Origin of the sequence: Paenibacillus sp. W4I10 (assembly GCF_030816325.1) — a bacterium.
Taxonomy (GTDB): domain Bacteria; phylum Bacillota; class Bacilli; order Paenibacillales; family Paenibacillaceae; genus Paenibacillus; species Paenibacillus amylolyticus_B.
This window is the reverse complement of sequence record NZ_JAUSXX010000001.1, coordinates 2,002,386-2,018,407: the sequence shown is the minus strand read 5'-3', so window position 1 is coordinate 2,018,407 and position 16,022 is coordinate 2,002,386. Positions and strand designations below refer to the sequence as shown.

Annotated in this window: 13 protein-coding genes; 7 read left to right on the top strand and 6 right to left on the bottom strand. The window is 43.5% G+C overall.

The window, feature by feature from the left end:
* Positions 1-123 precede the first annotated feature (123 nt).
* On the top strand, positions 124-630 hold the full coding sequence (locus tag QF049_RS08955; protein WP_307536682.1) for an HIT family protein: 507 nt from the start codon (positions 124-126) through the stop codon (positions 628-630).
* Between the two features lie 127 nt (positions 631-757).
* The gene (locus QF049_RS08950; RefSeq protein ID WP_307536680.1) at positions 758-1,129 is read left to right on the top strand and encodes an iron chaperone; all 372 of its coding nucleotides are present in this window, start codon (positions 758-760) and stop codon (positions 1,127-1,129) included.
* 75 nt (positions 1,130-1,204) lie between these two features.
* On the opposite strand, the gene QF049_RS08945 is transcribed toward QF049_RS08950, so the two are convergent.
* The 3 genes from QF049_RS08945 to QF049_RS08935 form a co-directional block, all read right to left on the bottom strand.
* On the bottom strand, positions 1,205-2,185 hold the full coding sequence (locus QF049_RS08945; protein ID WP_307536678.1) for an aldo/keto reductase: 981 nt from the start codon (positions 2,183-2,185) through the stop codon (positions 1,205-1,207).
* 261 nt (positions 2,186-2,446) lie between these two features.
* Positions 2,447-3,325, bottom strand: a complete 879-nt coding sequence (locus tag QF049_RS08940) for an SDR family oxidoreductase (protein WP_307536676.1) — start codon at positions 3,323-3,325, stop codon at positions 2,447-2,449.
* Positions 3,326-3,471: 146 nt separating this feature from the next.
* Entirely contained in the window at positions 3,472-3,789 is a 318-nt protein-coding gene (locus QF049_RS08935; RefSeq protein ID WP_017688544.1) for a winged helix-turn-helix transcriptional regulator, read from the bottom strand.
* 251 nt (positions 3,790-4,040) lie between these two features.
* On the opposite strand from QF049_RS08935, the gene QF049_RS08930 reads away from it, so the two are divergent.
* The 3 genes from QF049_RS08930 (at position 4,041) to QF049_RS08920 (ending at position 9,181) form a co-directional block, all read left to right on the top strand.
* Entirely contained in the window at positions 4,041-5,501 is a 1,461-nt protein-coding gene (locus QF049_RS08930; protein WP_307536673.1) for an IS1182 family transposase, read from the top strand.
* A gap of 342 nt (positions 5,502-5,843) precedes the next feature.
* Complete coding sequence (gene helD / locus QF049_RS08925) at positions 5,844-8,258, top strand: RNA polymerase recycling motor HelD (protein WP_307536671.1); 2,415 nt, start codon at positions 5,844-5,846, stop codon at positions 8,256-8,258.
* A gap of 218 nt (positions 8,259-8,476) precedes the next feature.
* Complete coding sequence (locus QF049_RS08920; RefSeq protein WP_036616036.1) at positions 8,477-9,181, top strand: SDR family oxidoreductase; 705 nt, start codon at positions 8,477-8,479, stop codon at positions 9,179-9,181.
* 117 nt (positions 9,182-9,298) lie between these two features.
* Here QF049_RS08920 and QF049_RS08915 read toward each other — a convergent pair whose 3' ends face one another.
* The 3 genes from QF049_RS08915 to QF049_RS08905 all read right to left on the bottom strand — a co-directional run bounded on the left by QF049_RS08915 (position 9,299) and on the right by QF049_RS08905 (position 12,385).
* Positions 9,299-10,129 carry a carbohydrate ABC transporter permease gene (locus QF049_RS08915; RefSeq protein WP_017688542.1) on the bottom strand — a complete coding sequence of 277 codons (831 nt, stop codon included), beginning with the start codon at positions 10,127-10,129 and terminating at the stop codon, positions 9,299-9,301.
* A gap of 1 nt (position 10,130) precedes the next feature.
* On the bottom strand, positions 10,131-11,003 hold the full coding sequence (locus QF049_RS08910) for a carbohydrate ABC transporter permease (protein WP_036670879.1): 873 nt from the start codon (positions 11,001-11,003) through the stop codon (positions 10,131-10,133).
* A 68-nt stretch (positions 11,004-11,071) separates the two neighbouring features.
* Positions 11,072-12,385: an ABC transporter substrate-binding protein gene (locus QF049_RS08905; RefSeq protein ID WP_091016368.1), complete on the bottom strand. Its 1,314-nt coding sequence runs from the start codon at positions 12,383-12,385 to the stop codon at positions 11,072-11,074.
* Between the two features lie 206 nt (positions 12,386-12,591).
* Between QF049_RS08905 and QF049_RS08900 the strand changes: the two genes are divergently transcribed.
* Both QF049_RS08900 and QF049_RS08895 read left to right on the top strand, forming a co-directional pair.
* Positions 12,592-14,355: a sensor histidine kinase gene (locus QF049_RS08900; protein WP_307536668.1), complete on the top strand. Its 1,764-nt coding sequence runs from the start codon at positions 12,592-12,594 to the stop codon at positions 14,353-14,355.
* Positions 14,356-14,371: 16 nt separating this feature from the next.
* Positions 14,372-15,898 (top strand): response regulator, encoded by a 1,527-nt coding sequence (locus QF049_RS08895; protein ID WP_307536666.1) that lies wholly within the window; start codon positions 14,372-14,374, stop codon positions 15,896-15,898.
* Positions 15,899-16,022: the final 124 nt, after the last annotated feature.

Here is a 16,022-nt window from a genome sequence, read left to right as displayed (position 1 = left end):
ATAGAAGAAAGCAGCTGCCGCCAAGGTCAGCTGCTTTTTGCTTTTCAGTTTGTTAATTGCTGATCGTTCTACAACCAGCACTCTTATCGCAACGAACAGAAGATACCTGCGTCTAATAACTAGTTGGAAAAATATGAAAGGAGTGGTATGAGAAAGATGACAGTATCATTTTCACATCAGCCTGAAGGGTACGAATGTCCATTTTGTCATATTTGGGGTATTGAGCGACCTGATCAGGGAACAAAACAAAGGGATATCATCTATCAGAATGAAAAGGTAACAGCATTTATAGCAGGCAAATGGTGGCCAAACAATAAAGGACATGTTCTTATTGTTCCGAATCAACATTTCGAGAACATCTTTGAACTCCCTGCGGATTACGCTGTTGAAATTCACCACGCGGCTCAGCTTACAGCATTTGCAATGAAAAGTACATATGGATGTGATGGGATTTCGACACGGCAACATAATGAACCTGCTGGCAATCAAGACGTATGGCATTATCATCTGCATGTTTACCCTAGATACGTGAATGATCAGCTTTATCTGTCAAATGGTTCTCAATCCGATCCAGATGAACGTGCTTTCTATGCTGATCAGTTGCGTTCTTGGATAAAGGAAAACATTTAAAGTCTAGCAGGCTGCTCATTTTTTGTTGAGTTATCGGGCAGGTAAGGGTTTGAATTTGATATTCATGATAGAATGAGTTTGAATGGGGCAAATTAAATAGTATATTTCATGATATAGGGGGAAACCAATGGAGACCTTTGCAGAATTTATAGCACGCATCGATAACCCGGAACATCAGGCACGAACGGAAGAAGTTTTGAACTGGGTCACTGAAAAATTCCCGAATTTAAAGCAAAAAATAGCCTGGAATCAACCGATGTTTACTGAACATGATACCTTTATCATTGGCTTTAGTGTCTCCAAGCAACACCTGGCTGTTGCTCCCGAAAAGGCAGGAATTAATCGTTTTTCGGAAGAGATCACTCAGGCGGGGTATGATCACACCAAAGAATTGGTGCGAATGAAGTGGAAACAGGAGATTGATTTTTCGTTACTTGAAAGAATGATTGAGTTCAATATAAAGGATAAGGCAGAATGTTCAACATTCTGGCGCAAATAAATCGCGATATAAAAAGAAGACCCCAACTTCCGGATACGGAAAGATGAGGTCTTTTTATATTTTAAGAAAAAACGATTATTGAGCACCTACAACAGGGTGAGGTACATAGGGCTCTTCAAGGAATGAGACGTCTTCTGAGGTCAACTTAACAGAAAGAGCACCTACCGCATCTTCCAGATGCGATATTTTAGTAGCACCGATAATTGGTGCAACTACAGTGTCTTTTTGCAGCAACCACGCAAGTGCAATGTGAGTGCGAGGGACACCGTATTTTTCTGCAATGGATGCAACTCGTTCAACAACAAGCCGATCCGCATCGCTAGTCGCATTGTACTTGGATTTCTGAACTTTGTCTGTCTCGGATCGAAGTGTTGATACGGACCAGTCACGGGTTAACCTGCCTGAAGCTAGAGGACTGTAGGGAGTTACACCAATCTTCTCTTCCTTGCATAAAGGCAACATTTCTCGTTCCTCTTCACGGTAGATGAGATTCAAGTGGTTTTGCATGGAGACAAACTTGGTCCAACCATTTTTCTCTGCTACATGTAATGCTTTTTGGAACTGCCAAGCGAACATGGCTGAAGCCCCAATATATCTAACTTTACCGGACTTCACCACATCATGTAAGGCTTCCATGGTTTCTTCAATAGGCGTATTGTAGTCCCAACGATGAATGATATAGAGATCCACATAATCGGTTTCCAATCGTTTCAGGCTTTTATCAATCTCACTCAGGATGGCTTTTCTGGATAGCCCGGAACCGTTGGGTCCTTGATGCATTTGTCCGTGCACTTTGGTTGCAATGACAACCTCATCACGATTTGCGTAATCTTTCAACGCCCGACCAAGATACTCCTCGCTCGTACCCAGAGAATATATATTCGCTGTATCGAAGAAATTAATGCCTAGATCCAATGCTTTTTTGATCACAGGGCGAGAATTTTCTTCATTCAGTACCCATTCATGAACCCATTTACTGGCATCCCCAAATCCCATACATCCCAGGCAAAATCGAGATACGTCCAAGCCTGTATTACCAAGTTTTATATACTCCATATCATGTTCAAATCCTTTCTAGTGTTTATTATTGCCACCTGTACGGTGATCTATATACACATTATTATGTCATATCGAATGAACCAATCTGTACCACATTTCTATCAAAGTTTTGCCTAATCCTATCAGAATCTCTGAATCTGAATCAGTTGAGCCCATTAAAGTTCTCATATAAAAAGAACAAGCCATGCGTTTCTCCGTTGGAGATTCAAATGGCTTGTTCATAAATAACAGGCGAGAGGGGATTTTAAATGAAAAATATTATTTAATCATTGTTTGATGAATCCAATCGCTTATTTTGGTTAATTTAAGATTGGCTTTGATGTTATCATCCAACTCTTGATACCGTGGAAGAAGATCTGTATGCCCATCAATCCATTGGTACAATCCTTTAAGACCTGCTGCTGTCTCACTTCCCAACAAAGGCTGAATCGCTGCTTCAAAATGATCAAAAGGTAGAGACATAAAGCTGATCTTTTCACCTAATACAGCACTGAATTGTTCCGCTAATTGTGCACCTGTCAGGGCTTCTAATCCGGGTGCTGGGATAATGCTTCCTGCCAATTCCGAATGAGTCAGGGCGTAATAGTGGAATTGAGCTGCATCGTTTAAGCTAATCCAGGAGATCGGCTTGTCTGCTGGTACCGGGTAGGCCAAAACGCCATTGTTCAGTATTCCGGGAATCAGGAAGTTTTCCAGATATACAATGGGTTCCACAATGATATATGGAAGACCACTTTGCTGTAACTCATGGATAACTTCACGTTTCAATTCAATTCCTTTGGAATGGGTGATAGGGTCAGGAACATAGGTACCGGTGTTAACTACAATCAATTTAACGTTTGCCTGTATAGCAGCATCAATTGCATTTTTGGTATATTGTCTGATCTTATCCGGATTGAACTCCACCGGCAGGTTCAGGAATACTTTACTTACACCTTCATGCGCCGTATGGAGCTGTTCCACATCTGATAGATCACCGATGAAAGCTTCAATGTTTTGTTCCTTTAATGTTTTGGCTGTTTCCTCATTTCGAGTAATCGTGCGAACCTCACAACCGTGTTGAACGAGTAATTGAGCGACAGCGCCGCCTTGGGAGCCCGATGCTCCATATACTAAAAATCGATCATTCTGTGTCATAGTGGTCAATAACTTCCTTTCAATATGTCATTGGAATGGATGAGTTAACACTCAGCATTGACCTCAGCATAACGGATTTAGAATAGGAGCGTAAGTACGCACATTAATGATATAAAGTATCCCTTGAGATACTATGGGAAGGTGTTTTACATATGTTTCGATCCCCAATCACCTAGCTGAAACAAGATCGAAGTCAGGCTTTGTCCTTTTTCTGTAAGGGAATATTCGACTTTAGGCGGAACTACAGGGTGGGTAACACGGTTTATCAAACCAGCTTCTTCAAGTTCTCGTAATTGCCTGGTTAACGTGCGATGCGTAATGGGGTCAAGCATTTTCTGCAATTCATTGAATCGAATTGTTGAATGGCGGATGAGCCGATTTATAATTAATAGCTTCCATTTCCCACCAATCATATTGACTGCAAACTCAACAGGACAACGGTCCTCCACAGGTTCTATATTCATGTTTATGTATCCCTCCCAAAACATCAACTCATGTTTCATGTTTCGTTCATTTTATCGAATTTATAAAGGGGTGTATAGCTTACCACATTCAGGGTATGAACCATGCCCGAGAATAAAAAAAGATGCCCTCAGTGTAGCTCGAGACCACTGAAAAAGTCCAACATCTATATACAGATATCCCTCCTCATTTTTTGAGGAGGGATATCTGTTTTCCTGTATAATTAAATGATTAATTTCAGGTGGTGTCTCGGATGATTTCAAACCAACAATCTCTTAACCTTAGTCCATTTATGGACATATACGATATCGTCGTACCTAAAGATAATATGCTTCGTCAAATCAATGATCTCGTAGATTTTTCATTTGTTCAGGTAGAACTACAACATAAATACTGCCTCGACAATGGTCGCAATGCAGTGCCTCCCATTCGAATGTTCAAATACCTATTGTTGAAATCCATTTTCGATGTATCCGATGTGGATGTTGTGGAACGTTCTAAATATGACATGTCCTTTAAGTACTTTTTAGACATGGCGCCTGAAGACGAAGTCATTAATCCTAGTTCACTAACGAAGTTTCGCAAGCTTCGCTTGAAAGATGTGAACCTGCTCGACATACTTATTCAAAAGACCATGGAGATCGCGTTGGAAAAAGAAATTATCAAAAGCAGCGCAATTATTGTGGATGCCACCCATACGAAAGCACGATTTAATCAGCTATCACCCAAAGAAATATTAACGCAAAAGTCTAAGTTGTTGAGAAAATCCGTTTACAAGATCGATGAAAAAATGAAGGATAAATTCCCACCAAAAACAACGACGAACGAATTATCTGATGAACTGGACTTTTGCCAAAAAGTTGTAGATGCAGTAGAAAAAGAAGAATCCCTCCGTGAATACCCAAAGGTGAAAGAAAAGCTGAACTACTTAAAAGAAATCGTAGCTGATCACCATGAGCATTTTCAACTCAGCACTGATCCAGATGCACGCATAGGTCACAAAACGGCAGACTCCTCGTTCTTTGGCTACAAAACACATCTTGCTATGAATGAAGAACGAATCATTACAGCTGCGGTGATTACGACGGGTGAGAAAAATGATGGAAAACAACTTCAAATTCTCTTTGAAAAAAGTCGTGACACAGGTATGAAGATTGATACCGTTATTGGAGATACAGCCTATTCTGAAAAAGACAATATTCAGTATGCCAATCAAAACGAATTACAATTAGTGTCAAAATTAAACCCAAATATCACACAAGGAACTCGTAAAAAAGAAGATGAATTTGAGTTTAATAAAGATGCAGGTATGTACGTTTGTAAAGCTGGACATATGGCGATTCAAAAAGCGCGCACAGGTAAGAAAGGTATGAATAATAACCAAAAGAATACCTACATGTTTGACATTGAAAAATGCAAAGTATGCCCAATGAAAGATGGGTGCTATAAAGAAGGTGCGAAAAGTAAAACCTATTCTGTAACGATCAAATCGACCGAACATAAGGAACATGAGGCATTTCAAAATAGCGATGGTTTCAAAGAAAAATCGAAAGAACGTTATAAAATTGAAGCGAAAAATAGCGAACTCAAGCACAGACACGGGTATGATGTTGCATCGTCCTCAGGTCTTGTTGGCATGCAAATGCAAGGTGCCATGGCCATATTTACTGTTAATCTCAAGCGAATCATTAAACTCATGAAAGACTCAAAGTAAAAGGGATAGAGAAAAAGGCTATATTTCGTTCCAATGTGAACGAAATATAGCCTTTTTGATTTAAAATAAATCTTAACAAATTAAAATCGTAAGTTTTTCAGTGGCCTCGTGTAGCTCGAGGGACATCTTATTTAATATAAATTATTGTTCAACTCAGACAGAACAGAAAAAAAGCATTGAACGTGAAAAAAAGCCATGATATAATCTATAGCGCAATTGACATTTCTATTGAATGTAAAGGGTGAATCATTATTTCTCCTAATTTAATTTTACATCCGACATTCCGATTTGTCAATGCTCTTTTTTTGGCCCTAATAAATGGAAAAGGGAGTGGACTTATTCATGGATAAAACAAACGAATGGAAGTTGGAAGAGGAAAGACTAGTACAGGTGAGGAACAAACTTCAGGCACGACTCGACGAACTGGAGCCGAAGGTTGCAGGACTGCATGAACAGGCTGCCGAAATTCGTAAACGGTTCTGGGAAGAAGTGACGATTAATACGGGTTCGTACACGGATTTTGAAGATGCATTTTATACCATTAATCAGCAGTCCAGAGTGTTGGCCGAGAGGGAGCGCGGGCACAAGCTGTTAACACAACAATGGAAAAATACAAAGAGACTGCTTCCAACGCCGTACTTTGGCCGTTTCGACTATAAGGAAAAAGGCATGACATTGACGGAACAGATCTACATCGGCGTATCATCCTTCATGGATGATGATGGATTGAACTTTCTAATCTATGACTGGCGTACGCCAATTGCGAGTCTGTACTATGATCACTCTCCCGGACCAGCAAGTTATGACACACCTTCAGGACGAATCGACGGAAAGATGGAGCTCAAGCGTCAATTCCAGATTCAACATGGGCAGCTTCATAGCATGTTTGATTCAACTGAGACGATTGGTGACGAATTGTTGCAGCAAGTGCTCGCCAAGGGTGCAGACTCACAAATGAAGAGCATCGTAGCAACAATCCAGAAGGAACAAAACGCCATTATCCGTGATGACCGAAGCCGAATGCTTATCGTTCAAGGGGCAGCTGGCAGTGGCAAGACGTCAGCTGCGTTACAGCGAGTGGCCTACTTACTATACAAACACCGCCAGACCGTCAAAGCAGATCAGATTGTGCTTTTCTCGCCGAATCCGATGTTTACCAGTTATATTTCCACCGTGCTTCCGGAACTTGGCGAAGAGAACATGCAGCAGACAACTTTCCAGGAATATCTGAATTATTGGTTGGATTCCTCCTTACGACCAGAGGATGCCTTTGATCAGATTGAATATGTGCTGACAGCTCAGAATGATCCGGGTTATGAAGCTCGTCTGGAGGCGATTAAGTACAAAGCTTCCGAGACATTCCTGCAAGTGCTCCAAAACTACGGTAAGTGGTTAGGAAGAGAGGGGATGCTGTTTAACGGGATTCAATTTCGGGGACGTGAATTCATCACTGCGGACCGAATTAAGACTCAATTTTACAGTTTGGATCAAAATCTTACCTTGTCCAACCGTATTCTTCTTTTGCAGGAATGGTTGCTGAGAGAACTTGTTTCGCTGGAACGTCTGGAACGGGAAGCAGACTGGGTTCAGGAGGAATTGAATTATCTAGACACGGATGAGTATGTGGAAGCTTTCCGCATGTTGCACAAAGAAAAGCCTGTGTTCGATGTGGCGGAAAAATACGCAGCACGAGATAACGGTAACAACAGCGCAGAGCAAGATGAGGGTGCCTTTAACTTTGGAGTGCGGGAAGAGGAGTTGCTTCGTCAGAAACTGGTGAAAGACATGTTTAAACCTTTAAGAAAGAGTGTGCGGAAATTCCAGTTCGTGGATGTGAAAGGGATATACGAACAACTATTTGTAGATGAAGCCGCTTATCGGGAACAAACGAATGGGGCAATCCCCCCACAGCACTGGCCTGAGATTTGTAAACAGACCAAGGCCATGATCCTTCAGAACAAGCTGTTCCATGAGGATGCTACTCCGTATTTATATGTAAAAGAGATGATCGAAGGCGTCCGGACGAACACAGAGATTCGTTATGTCTTTGTCGATGAAGGCCAGGATTATTCAGCGTTTCAATACGAATATCTGAAGAAACTGTTTCCTCGTGCTCGCATGACGGTGCTGGGGGATTTCGGGCAGGCGATTTTTATGCAGGCTACGGAGTTAGCAGCGTCCAACTCGCCGTTGGTTCACCTATATGGAGAAGCCGATACTACATTGATACGCCTGGTACGCAGTTATCGTTCAACCAAAGAGATTGTTGAATTCACGAGACAGATGTTACCAGGGGGAGAAGAGATCAGACCCTTTGAAAGGGGAGATCAGAAGCCTCTTTTAACAGGATTGAAGGACGAAAAGCAGCGTGGTGCGCAGATTCTCGCAGACATCGCCGCGCTTAAGGCGGAGGGGTTTGACTCCATCGCTGTGATTACGAAGACCGCGGCTGAAAGCCGTGACGCCTATGAAAGGTTGCAAAGTCAAGGCGGCGAAGGGTTACAGCTCATAACAAAGGACACACAGATTTTCGAAAAAGGAATCATGGTTATTCCTGTGTATCTAGCCAAAGGCGTTGAGTTCGATGCTGTCCTGGTCTATGATGCTTCACCCGTTGATTACAGCCAGGAATATGATCGCAAGCTTCTGTATACGGCATGCACACGGGCCATGCACCGACTTCATCTATATACAGTGAGTGACTGGTCACCATTTGTGCAGGCGTTACCTGCGAATCTGTATGACATAAAATCATAATCCATATGTAAATCCATTCTCAATGAAGGACCAAAGAAAGATGCTCGGAGCCTTTTCAAAGGTTATCGGGCATCTTTTTTTATGAAGATATGAATCATAAAAGTTATTCTTTACTGATCGTTCTCGATGTGATAGATTGTTATTGGGAGTTATGAGAATGATCATTCTCATAACAGCTCGAAAATAAATAAATTCTCAATGAGAGGGAGTAATAATAAATGAATATTTCCAAACAAGTTGCTATTGTAAGTGGGGCTAATCGAGGGTTGGGCAAGGAACTTGCTCTTGAACTGCTGGCGAGGGGAACCAAAGTGTATGCTGGTGCACGAAACCCTGAATCCATTGATCTGCCGGGGGCTATTCCACTGCAACTCGATATTACTGATCCACAATCTGTCATGGCTGCAGCTGAGGTAGCTAGTGATGTAACCCTTCTAATCAATAATGCTGGTTCCGCTACGGGTGCTTCTCTGCTCACGGGTGAGCTGAACGATATTCACTTGGAATTCAATACACATGTATTCGGTACGCTTTCAATGATTCGTGCGTTTGCACCGGTGATAGAGAAGAATGGGGGCGGTTCGATACTGAATATCCTGTCCGCTCTATCTTGGCTCAGCCTTGGTAACTCAGGTGCATATTCAGCTGCAAAATCCGCTCAGTGGGGAATTACGAATGCATTACGTCTGGAATTAGCCCCTAAGAACGTTAGCGTTGCCGGATTGCACGTGGCGTTCATGGATACGGATATGACGGCAGGTATCGACGCACCAAAAACGAGTCCAACGGATATTGCCAAAATTGCAATAGATTCCATCGAAGCGGATCTCTACGAGATTATTGCTGATGATACCAGTCGGAACGTGCAACAGGGTCTTGCTGGTGGGGTTGCTGCCCTTTACCCGCAATTGTTTCAAAAATAGAGAGGTGTAGATGCATTTTCTCGTTATAAATAAAACAACCCCCACCAGATATGGTGGGGGTTGAGTACGTCATGAATACTCCAATTCTATGCCTTGAGAACCGTAAGAATATAAGGTTTAACCTTTAACTGCTCCGGCAGTAAGGCCGCTGACGATATATTTTTGCCCGAATAGATACAGGATGAATACAGGCAGGGAAGTAAGCACGAGATTAGCGAAGATCAGGTTCCAGTCCCGGCTATATTTGCCGTAGAAATTGTAGATCGATAGTGGCATCGTCCATGTGGAACTGTCTGTCAGGAAGTATACCGGAATCGTGATGTCATTCCAGACGGACATGAACACCATGATGGCTACCGTTGCGTTAACGGGCAGGATGAGCGGTGTGACGATGCGGAAGAACACCCCGAACACACTTGCTCCTTCCAGAAATGCCACTTCGTCCAGCGCTCGTGGAATGGTTTTGATAAATCCACTATACAAGAAGACACTGAAGGCTGTATTTAACGCGGCGTAGATCAGGATAACACTTGTGATGCTGCCGTAGAATCCCAATCCCTGTACAACACGAATGGTCGTAATAATCGACATTGGTGCAATCAGTCCCATGAAGAAATACATGTAGATCGTGCCGGATAGTTTGGTTTCCCGACGTGCCAGAATGAATGCCGCTGCCGAAGAGGCAACAATATTAATGATGGAAGATACGCCAGTAATCAAAATGCTGTTGAAGAACGCTCGCGACAGACCGCCTTCCTGGAAGACACGAACATAGTTCGAGAACTGCCATGTTTCCGGAAAACTCAGGGAGAAGCTAAGCACTTCGGCGCTGGTTTTGAATGAACCAAAGATCAGAATGACAAGCGGCAAGAGAACGATAAGAGAGGCCAGAATCAGGAAACCTTCCACGATATAGTTGCGGATGGCGAGTTTGCGTGTATAGCCCATGTTATTCCGTAACCTCCTTACGCCGCATGAAGATCAATAGCGGTATAGCGATAATGGTAACGACCACGAACAGTAGAGTGTTGACCGCGGTACCAAGTCCCCAGTTGCCTTCGCCGAAAGATCGCAGAATGATCGTACCTACGACCTGTGAAGCGTTACCCGGGCCACCACCGGTCATGACATATACTTCGGAGAATACTTTGAGTCCACCGATCAAGGTCAACATCAAGTTAATGTTAATCGCGGGCAGCAAGAGTGGTAGTGTGATTTTGAAAAAACTTCTCCACGAACTTGCGCCATCAATCTTGGCCGCTTCATAATACTCTTGAGAAATGGACTGCAGGCCCGCCAGATAGATGGCCATCTGGAACCCGGCACTCTGCCAGATTGAGACGATGGCAATCGTCCAGATCACAATCGATGGGTTGGTCAGCCAAGCTTGGCTTAACGAATGTAATCCTACAGATTCCAACAAATTGTTGATTGTACCTTCGGTACGCAACATGGGAGTGAACAGAATGCTGATCACAAGGATGCTGAGAATGGAAGGGGAGTAGAAGATCGCGCGCAGCAGGTTCTTTGTTCTTAGTCGCATGTTAAGTCCTACGGCCAGCAATAGGCCGATGACATTTTTGCCAACGACGGTGACGATTGCAAATATCGCCGTGTTTTTCAGTGCCAGAATAAGCGTTTTGTCCGAGAAAATTTTCTGGAAATTATCCCACCCGATGAACTTCAGCTCCAGCCGATCCAGCCGCCAATCCGTGAACGAGTAATAGAAAGCGGCGAGAGCAGGCACAACGAAAAAGATGGAGTAGATAATTAGTGCGGGAAATATCATGTAATACGAGTACAGATTTTTAGTCCTTTTCATGTCTCACACTCCGTTATAGCTAGGCAGTATAACGGTCGATCCTGTTATGCTGCCTTATATTTCACTCTTTAGAAACCTTCTACACCTTTATCCTGCATCAGCTGACTGAACTTCTCATCCCAGGATTTCAGTACTTCTTCCGGTGACAATCCGCCTGCAAACTGATCCTGCAATAATCGGTACAGTTCGCTGCGATCAACCAGCATGTATGCATCCGTTGTCAGCACGGTTTTCTTCGGCGTAATATAATTGTCTACAATATCCTGTTTGTAAGCTGGCAGTTCCGGTGTCGTAACGTCACTGAAATTGGATACGTATCCTTTGGAATCCACGATCTGTTGTGCGACATCCTTGGAAGCGATATAGTCCAGGAACTGTTTGGCTTCATCCAGATGTTTGGATTTCTTCGGAATGAACAGTTGTCCGCCCAGTGGACTTGCACCCAGACTGGCATTATCCGACGATGGAATCGGGAATACACCCAGTTCCATATTTGGATCTTGCTCGGCCACGCCTTCAATTAACCAATCGCCCATAAACATCATGGCAACTTCCTTGTTCAGGAATTTACCTACGGCCATGTCATAGCTGTCGCTAAGCACATCCGTGTTGGTGTACCCTTTGGTGTAAATTTCATATTGTTGTTCCAGGAATGTTTTGAATTCCGGGATATCAGACCATTTTTTCTTATTGCTGTTCAGCTCATCAAAAAAAGTCGGTTCATTTTTGGCTACAAAATCGGCAAAAGCTGCAGCAGGCCAGATGTTGGCAGCCCAGGCATCTTTGTAAGGCATGAATACAGGTGTAATGCCACTTGCTTTGATTTTTTCACAGATCGCCAGGAATTCTTCGTAGTTGGTTGGAATCGACAAACCGAGTTCTTCAAAGATTTGTTTGTTATAAACGACCCCTTGCATCCCTGTATCTTGGCTGACATGGAAGCTGTAGAGATGGCCACCAGAAGAGAGGACGTCTTTGTTCACAATTCTGCTCGCCCAAGGCTCGTTATCCAGAATCTCGAAGTTACGTTCAAGGTTCAGGTCTGTGACTGCGCTTGCCAGATTGTACTGAATAATGTCAGGCGTTTCATCTACAGCCAGTTTGGTTTGCAGTACAGTTGTTGTTTGTTCCGCTGGAATCAGCTGCAAATTGACACGAATGTTCGTTTGTTTTTCGAATGCATCAAGAATGTCCTGTTGGATAAAGGCAGAGTCCTGAGAACTTTTAGAGATTGCCAGCTCCAATGTGACTTTGCCACTCTTGCTGTCCCCACCAGCAGCTGTGCCGGAATCCGTACCTCCTGATCCACAAGCTGTTAACGAGACCGATAATAAACTGGCCAGAATAATAGAAAACGCCTTTTTTCTTTTTATTGTTTTCAATGCAAATCCCCCTCTAAAACGTTTAGTGAATCCGTTTACAAGTCCGATTATAGATTCTTTTCTCGCCCCGGTACATGTCTGTGCTTGAACGTTGATGTGTAAAATCCTGAACTTGAAATCGCTATCATTTCATGAAATACCGTGATAGAGTAGACATGAATATAAGGGATTTCACATCATGTCAGAACAGGAGGGCATCTCTGAGAATGGCAAAGCTCATACATAAAGCAACTCAATTCAGTTTGCAGACAAAGGTGTTTTTGACATTTCTGGCGCTGCTTTTGTTCGTGCTGGGCTGTTTTATCGTTTATGTGAATGTGATCGTTGTCCGCCCGCTCAAACTGAAAACAGAGCAGGATACGCTCGTTACAGCTACGAAGGTAAGAGAGCAAGTTGATCTCTACGTAGAACAACAGAACCAGATGTCGCAGCGAATATTATCCAGCAAAAATATATTTGCAGCCATGGACAAGAGCTCCTCAGCGCATAGTAATTATGAAAGGCTGAAACAGATTCGGATCATCAAAGACATTATGTTTCAGGCCATCGGGCCGAGTATGAATATCAAAGACATGTCCATCTACGACAATCACGGTGTTCTCCTGACAACATATCTGGGTTCGGTCAATCCTCCCGCAATCCTGAACACCATGATGGAGAGTAGTCAGATCGGACGAGATTGGACGGAAAGTGGTTTTGTTCTGCTGCGTCAAGACGATACGATCTCCTTTGTGCGCACGATCAATGATCAGAACGGCAAGGTGTACGGTTATCTTAGCATCCAGATGGAACAGGCCTATATACAGAATCTGACGGAGGGCATTACCGCTGGCGATGTCTATATTCTGAATGAACAAGGGGAGCAGATGACCGGCTCGGAAACGGGTGTGACATTTGCCAATTGGACAAAGCCTTCATCAGACGAGGGACTGGATGTGGACAAAAACGACAATTATATCACACATTCCACTTCACCCAGTACAGGTTGGATCACGTATATCATAACGCCCAAAAAATCTGTTCTGGGTTCGATCCATTCGGTTCAGACGATGTCCATTCTGCTGATTACAGCACTGATGCTGGTTTCGTTTGTGTATATCTTCCTGTCGACACGTAACCTGCTGCTGCCTATCCGCAAGCTACGTGGTCAGATCTGGCGCATGAACTACAGCAATATGTATCTGAAAGTGGATGAAACGCCGAAAAATAACGATCTCTTATTGCTGAATGAAGCCTTTCAGGATCTGATGGAGAGGCTGCAGCAATCCATTGACCGGGAAAAATCGGCGCTTCATGAAGAAATAAAGGCGCGTAATTCTGCGCTGCAAGCCCAGATTGCACCTCATTTTATTCATAATGTTCTATATCTGATCAGTATTGCCGCCCAAGAGGGGAAGACCAAAGTTGTATCGGATATGTGCAAACATCTTTCGGACAGTCTGCGTTATATTGTATCTTCACCATACGCGCATGTGACTTTGGCTGAGGAGCTTCAACATACGAGACATTATCTGTCCCTTGTACAACAAAAGTACGAAGAGGATCTGGAGTGGGACATCCATGCAGACGAGCTGGCGAACGAAATCCGGTTGCCACGGTTGGTTATTCAGCCGTTTGTGGAAAACTGCATTGAACATGCCTTTGCCAACACCGCGCCGCCTTGGCGTATCCAGATTACCGTGAAGCAATATAACGGATTATGGGCTTTGGAGATCAAAGATAACGGAGAGGGCTTTCCACCGGATAAGATCCAGGAGATTTTAGCCAATATTCAGGCATCGGGTTCTGGAATGAACCAGACTGCCGATCGTGGAACAGCCCTTGGTAACATGGGGATTATCAATAGTGTCAATCGACTCAAACTAATGTATAACAACCGGCTCTTTATTAATATATTTAACAATCATGGGGAAGAGCAACATGGAGCAACGATTCAAATCATCGGCTCACTGACAAAGGATTTTTACTAACTAGGAGGCATAGGTGATGTATAACGCGATGATCGTTGAGGATAGCAAACCGATATTACGTAATATTAAAATGCTCTTGGAGACGCTGAGCTTCCCGATTCGTGTAGCTGCTACGGCAACGAATGGAGAAGAAGCCTTGGCAGCGTTAAAGCAGGAACCGATTGATCTGCTGTTGACAGATATTCGAATGCCGAAAATGGATGGGCTGTCCCTGATTGAGCAAGCCAAGCTTGCCAACCCGGATCTGAAGGTCATCTTGATTAGCGGTTATAGCGATTTTGAATACACAAGAAAAGCATTGAACCTGCAAGTGTTTGACTATTTGTTAAAACCTGTCGATCGAGAGGCGCTTGAAGAAGTCATGGGTCGGGTAATTGATCAACTTGATCAACAGATGTCCAAGGAGCTGCTGGATTTGCAGGAAATCATTCATCCCCAATGTGAGACTACACCCAAACAAGGGGAGGAGTTTCCGCCTTTATTCAGCCAGATGATGATCATTATGAGCAAACAGCCTTTTACCGCAGGGCATGAACGCTGGGTACAGGTGGAACTTGAGGGCATAGTGCAGGATTTTTTTGCATTCCATCCTTGTCGTGTTTACACCTGTCAAACCCCATATCAATTTATCGCTTTTGTCAACAAGAGTGCACTTGAGGTGTACTTTTCCGTACATGAATGTCTTGAATCGTTACGACGGCATTTGGTTGCGCATGACATCGATGCGATCATTGGAGGACAACTTCTATTCGCTGAGTCTGGTAATCTGCCGGAGCTCTATCACCGCATGTCGTCCATTTTGTCTGAGCAGCAACGGTTGAAACAAGGAATAGTGCTGGATACCGGTAATCCGGTGTCGATGGCCAGATCTGAGACAGGCTGTCTGGATCCGGTGCAGGAATCTGCTTTTGTACAGATGATACAGGCTCGGCAGAAAGAACGGTTTGCTCTTAAGTTATCCGAATTGCTGAATCGATGGGCAGAGGAAAATGTACATATGACCGAGATGGATCGGTTTATTGGTTTGGTCGTAGACACGTTTGCTCATCTGTACGAGGAACAGGGGTCGGGCATGAGATTGGGCCTGGAGCTTAGGTCAAGACAATTCGCCCAGGCACAGTCCTATGCCGATTTTTGCCGGGAACTGACGGAATGGACGGGACAGTGCTTCGATATGCTGCAATCCCACGTTAGAAAAAGCAAGGCGATCCTGTTCGAACAGATTGACGATTACGTAAAACTAAATAAATACTCTCAATTATCTATCAACGACATTGCCATGAAGTTTCATATTAGCCCGTCGTACGTCAGCAGAGTGATCAAAAATGCAACACAAATTACATTTGTTCAGTATTACACCCGGCTTCGCATTCAGGAGGCCTGCAGACTGATGGAAAGTCAACCAGACATGAAGTTTAAGGAAGTTTCCGATTTACTGTCATTTAGCGACCAGCACTATTTCTCGAAGGTGTTCAAAGAGTATACGGGGCTAAGTCCTACGGATTATAAACAACAGATGTCTGGTATAAAGACCCAAGCATAGTTAACAAACCCTTTTTACTTATGTTATAATACTAACAAATACGGCTTGTTACTGAATTCATTCAGGCAATACCTATGTATATACATGCTCAAAGTTTCTTTGGGTGTGCATATATATGGGTTTT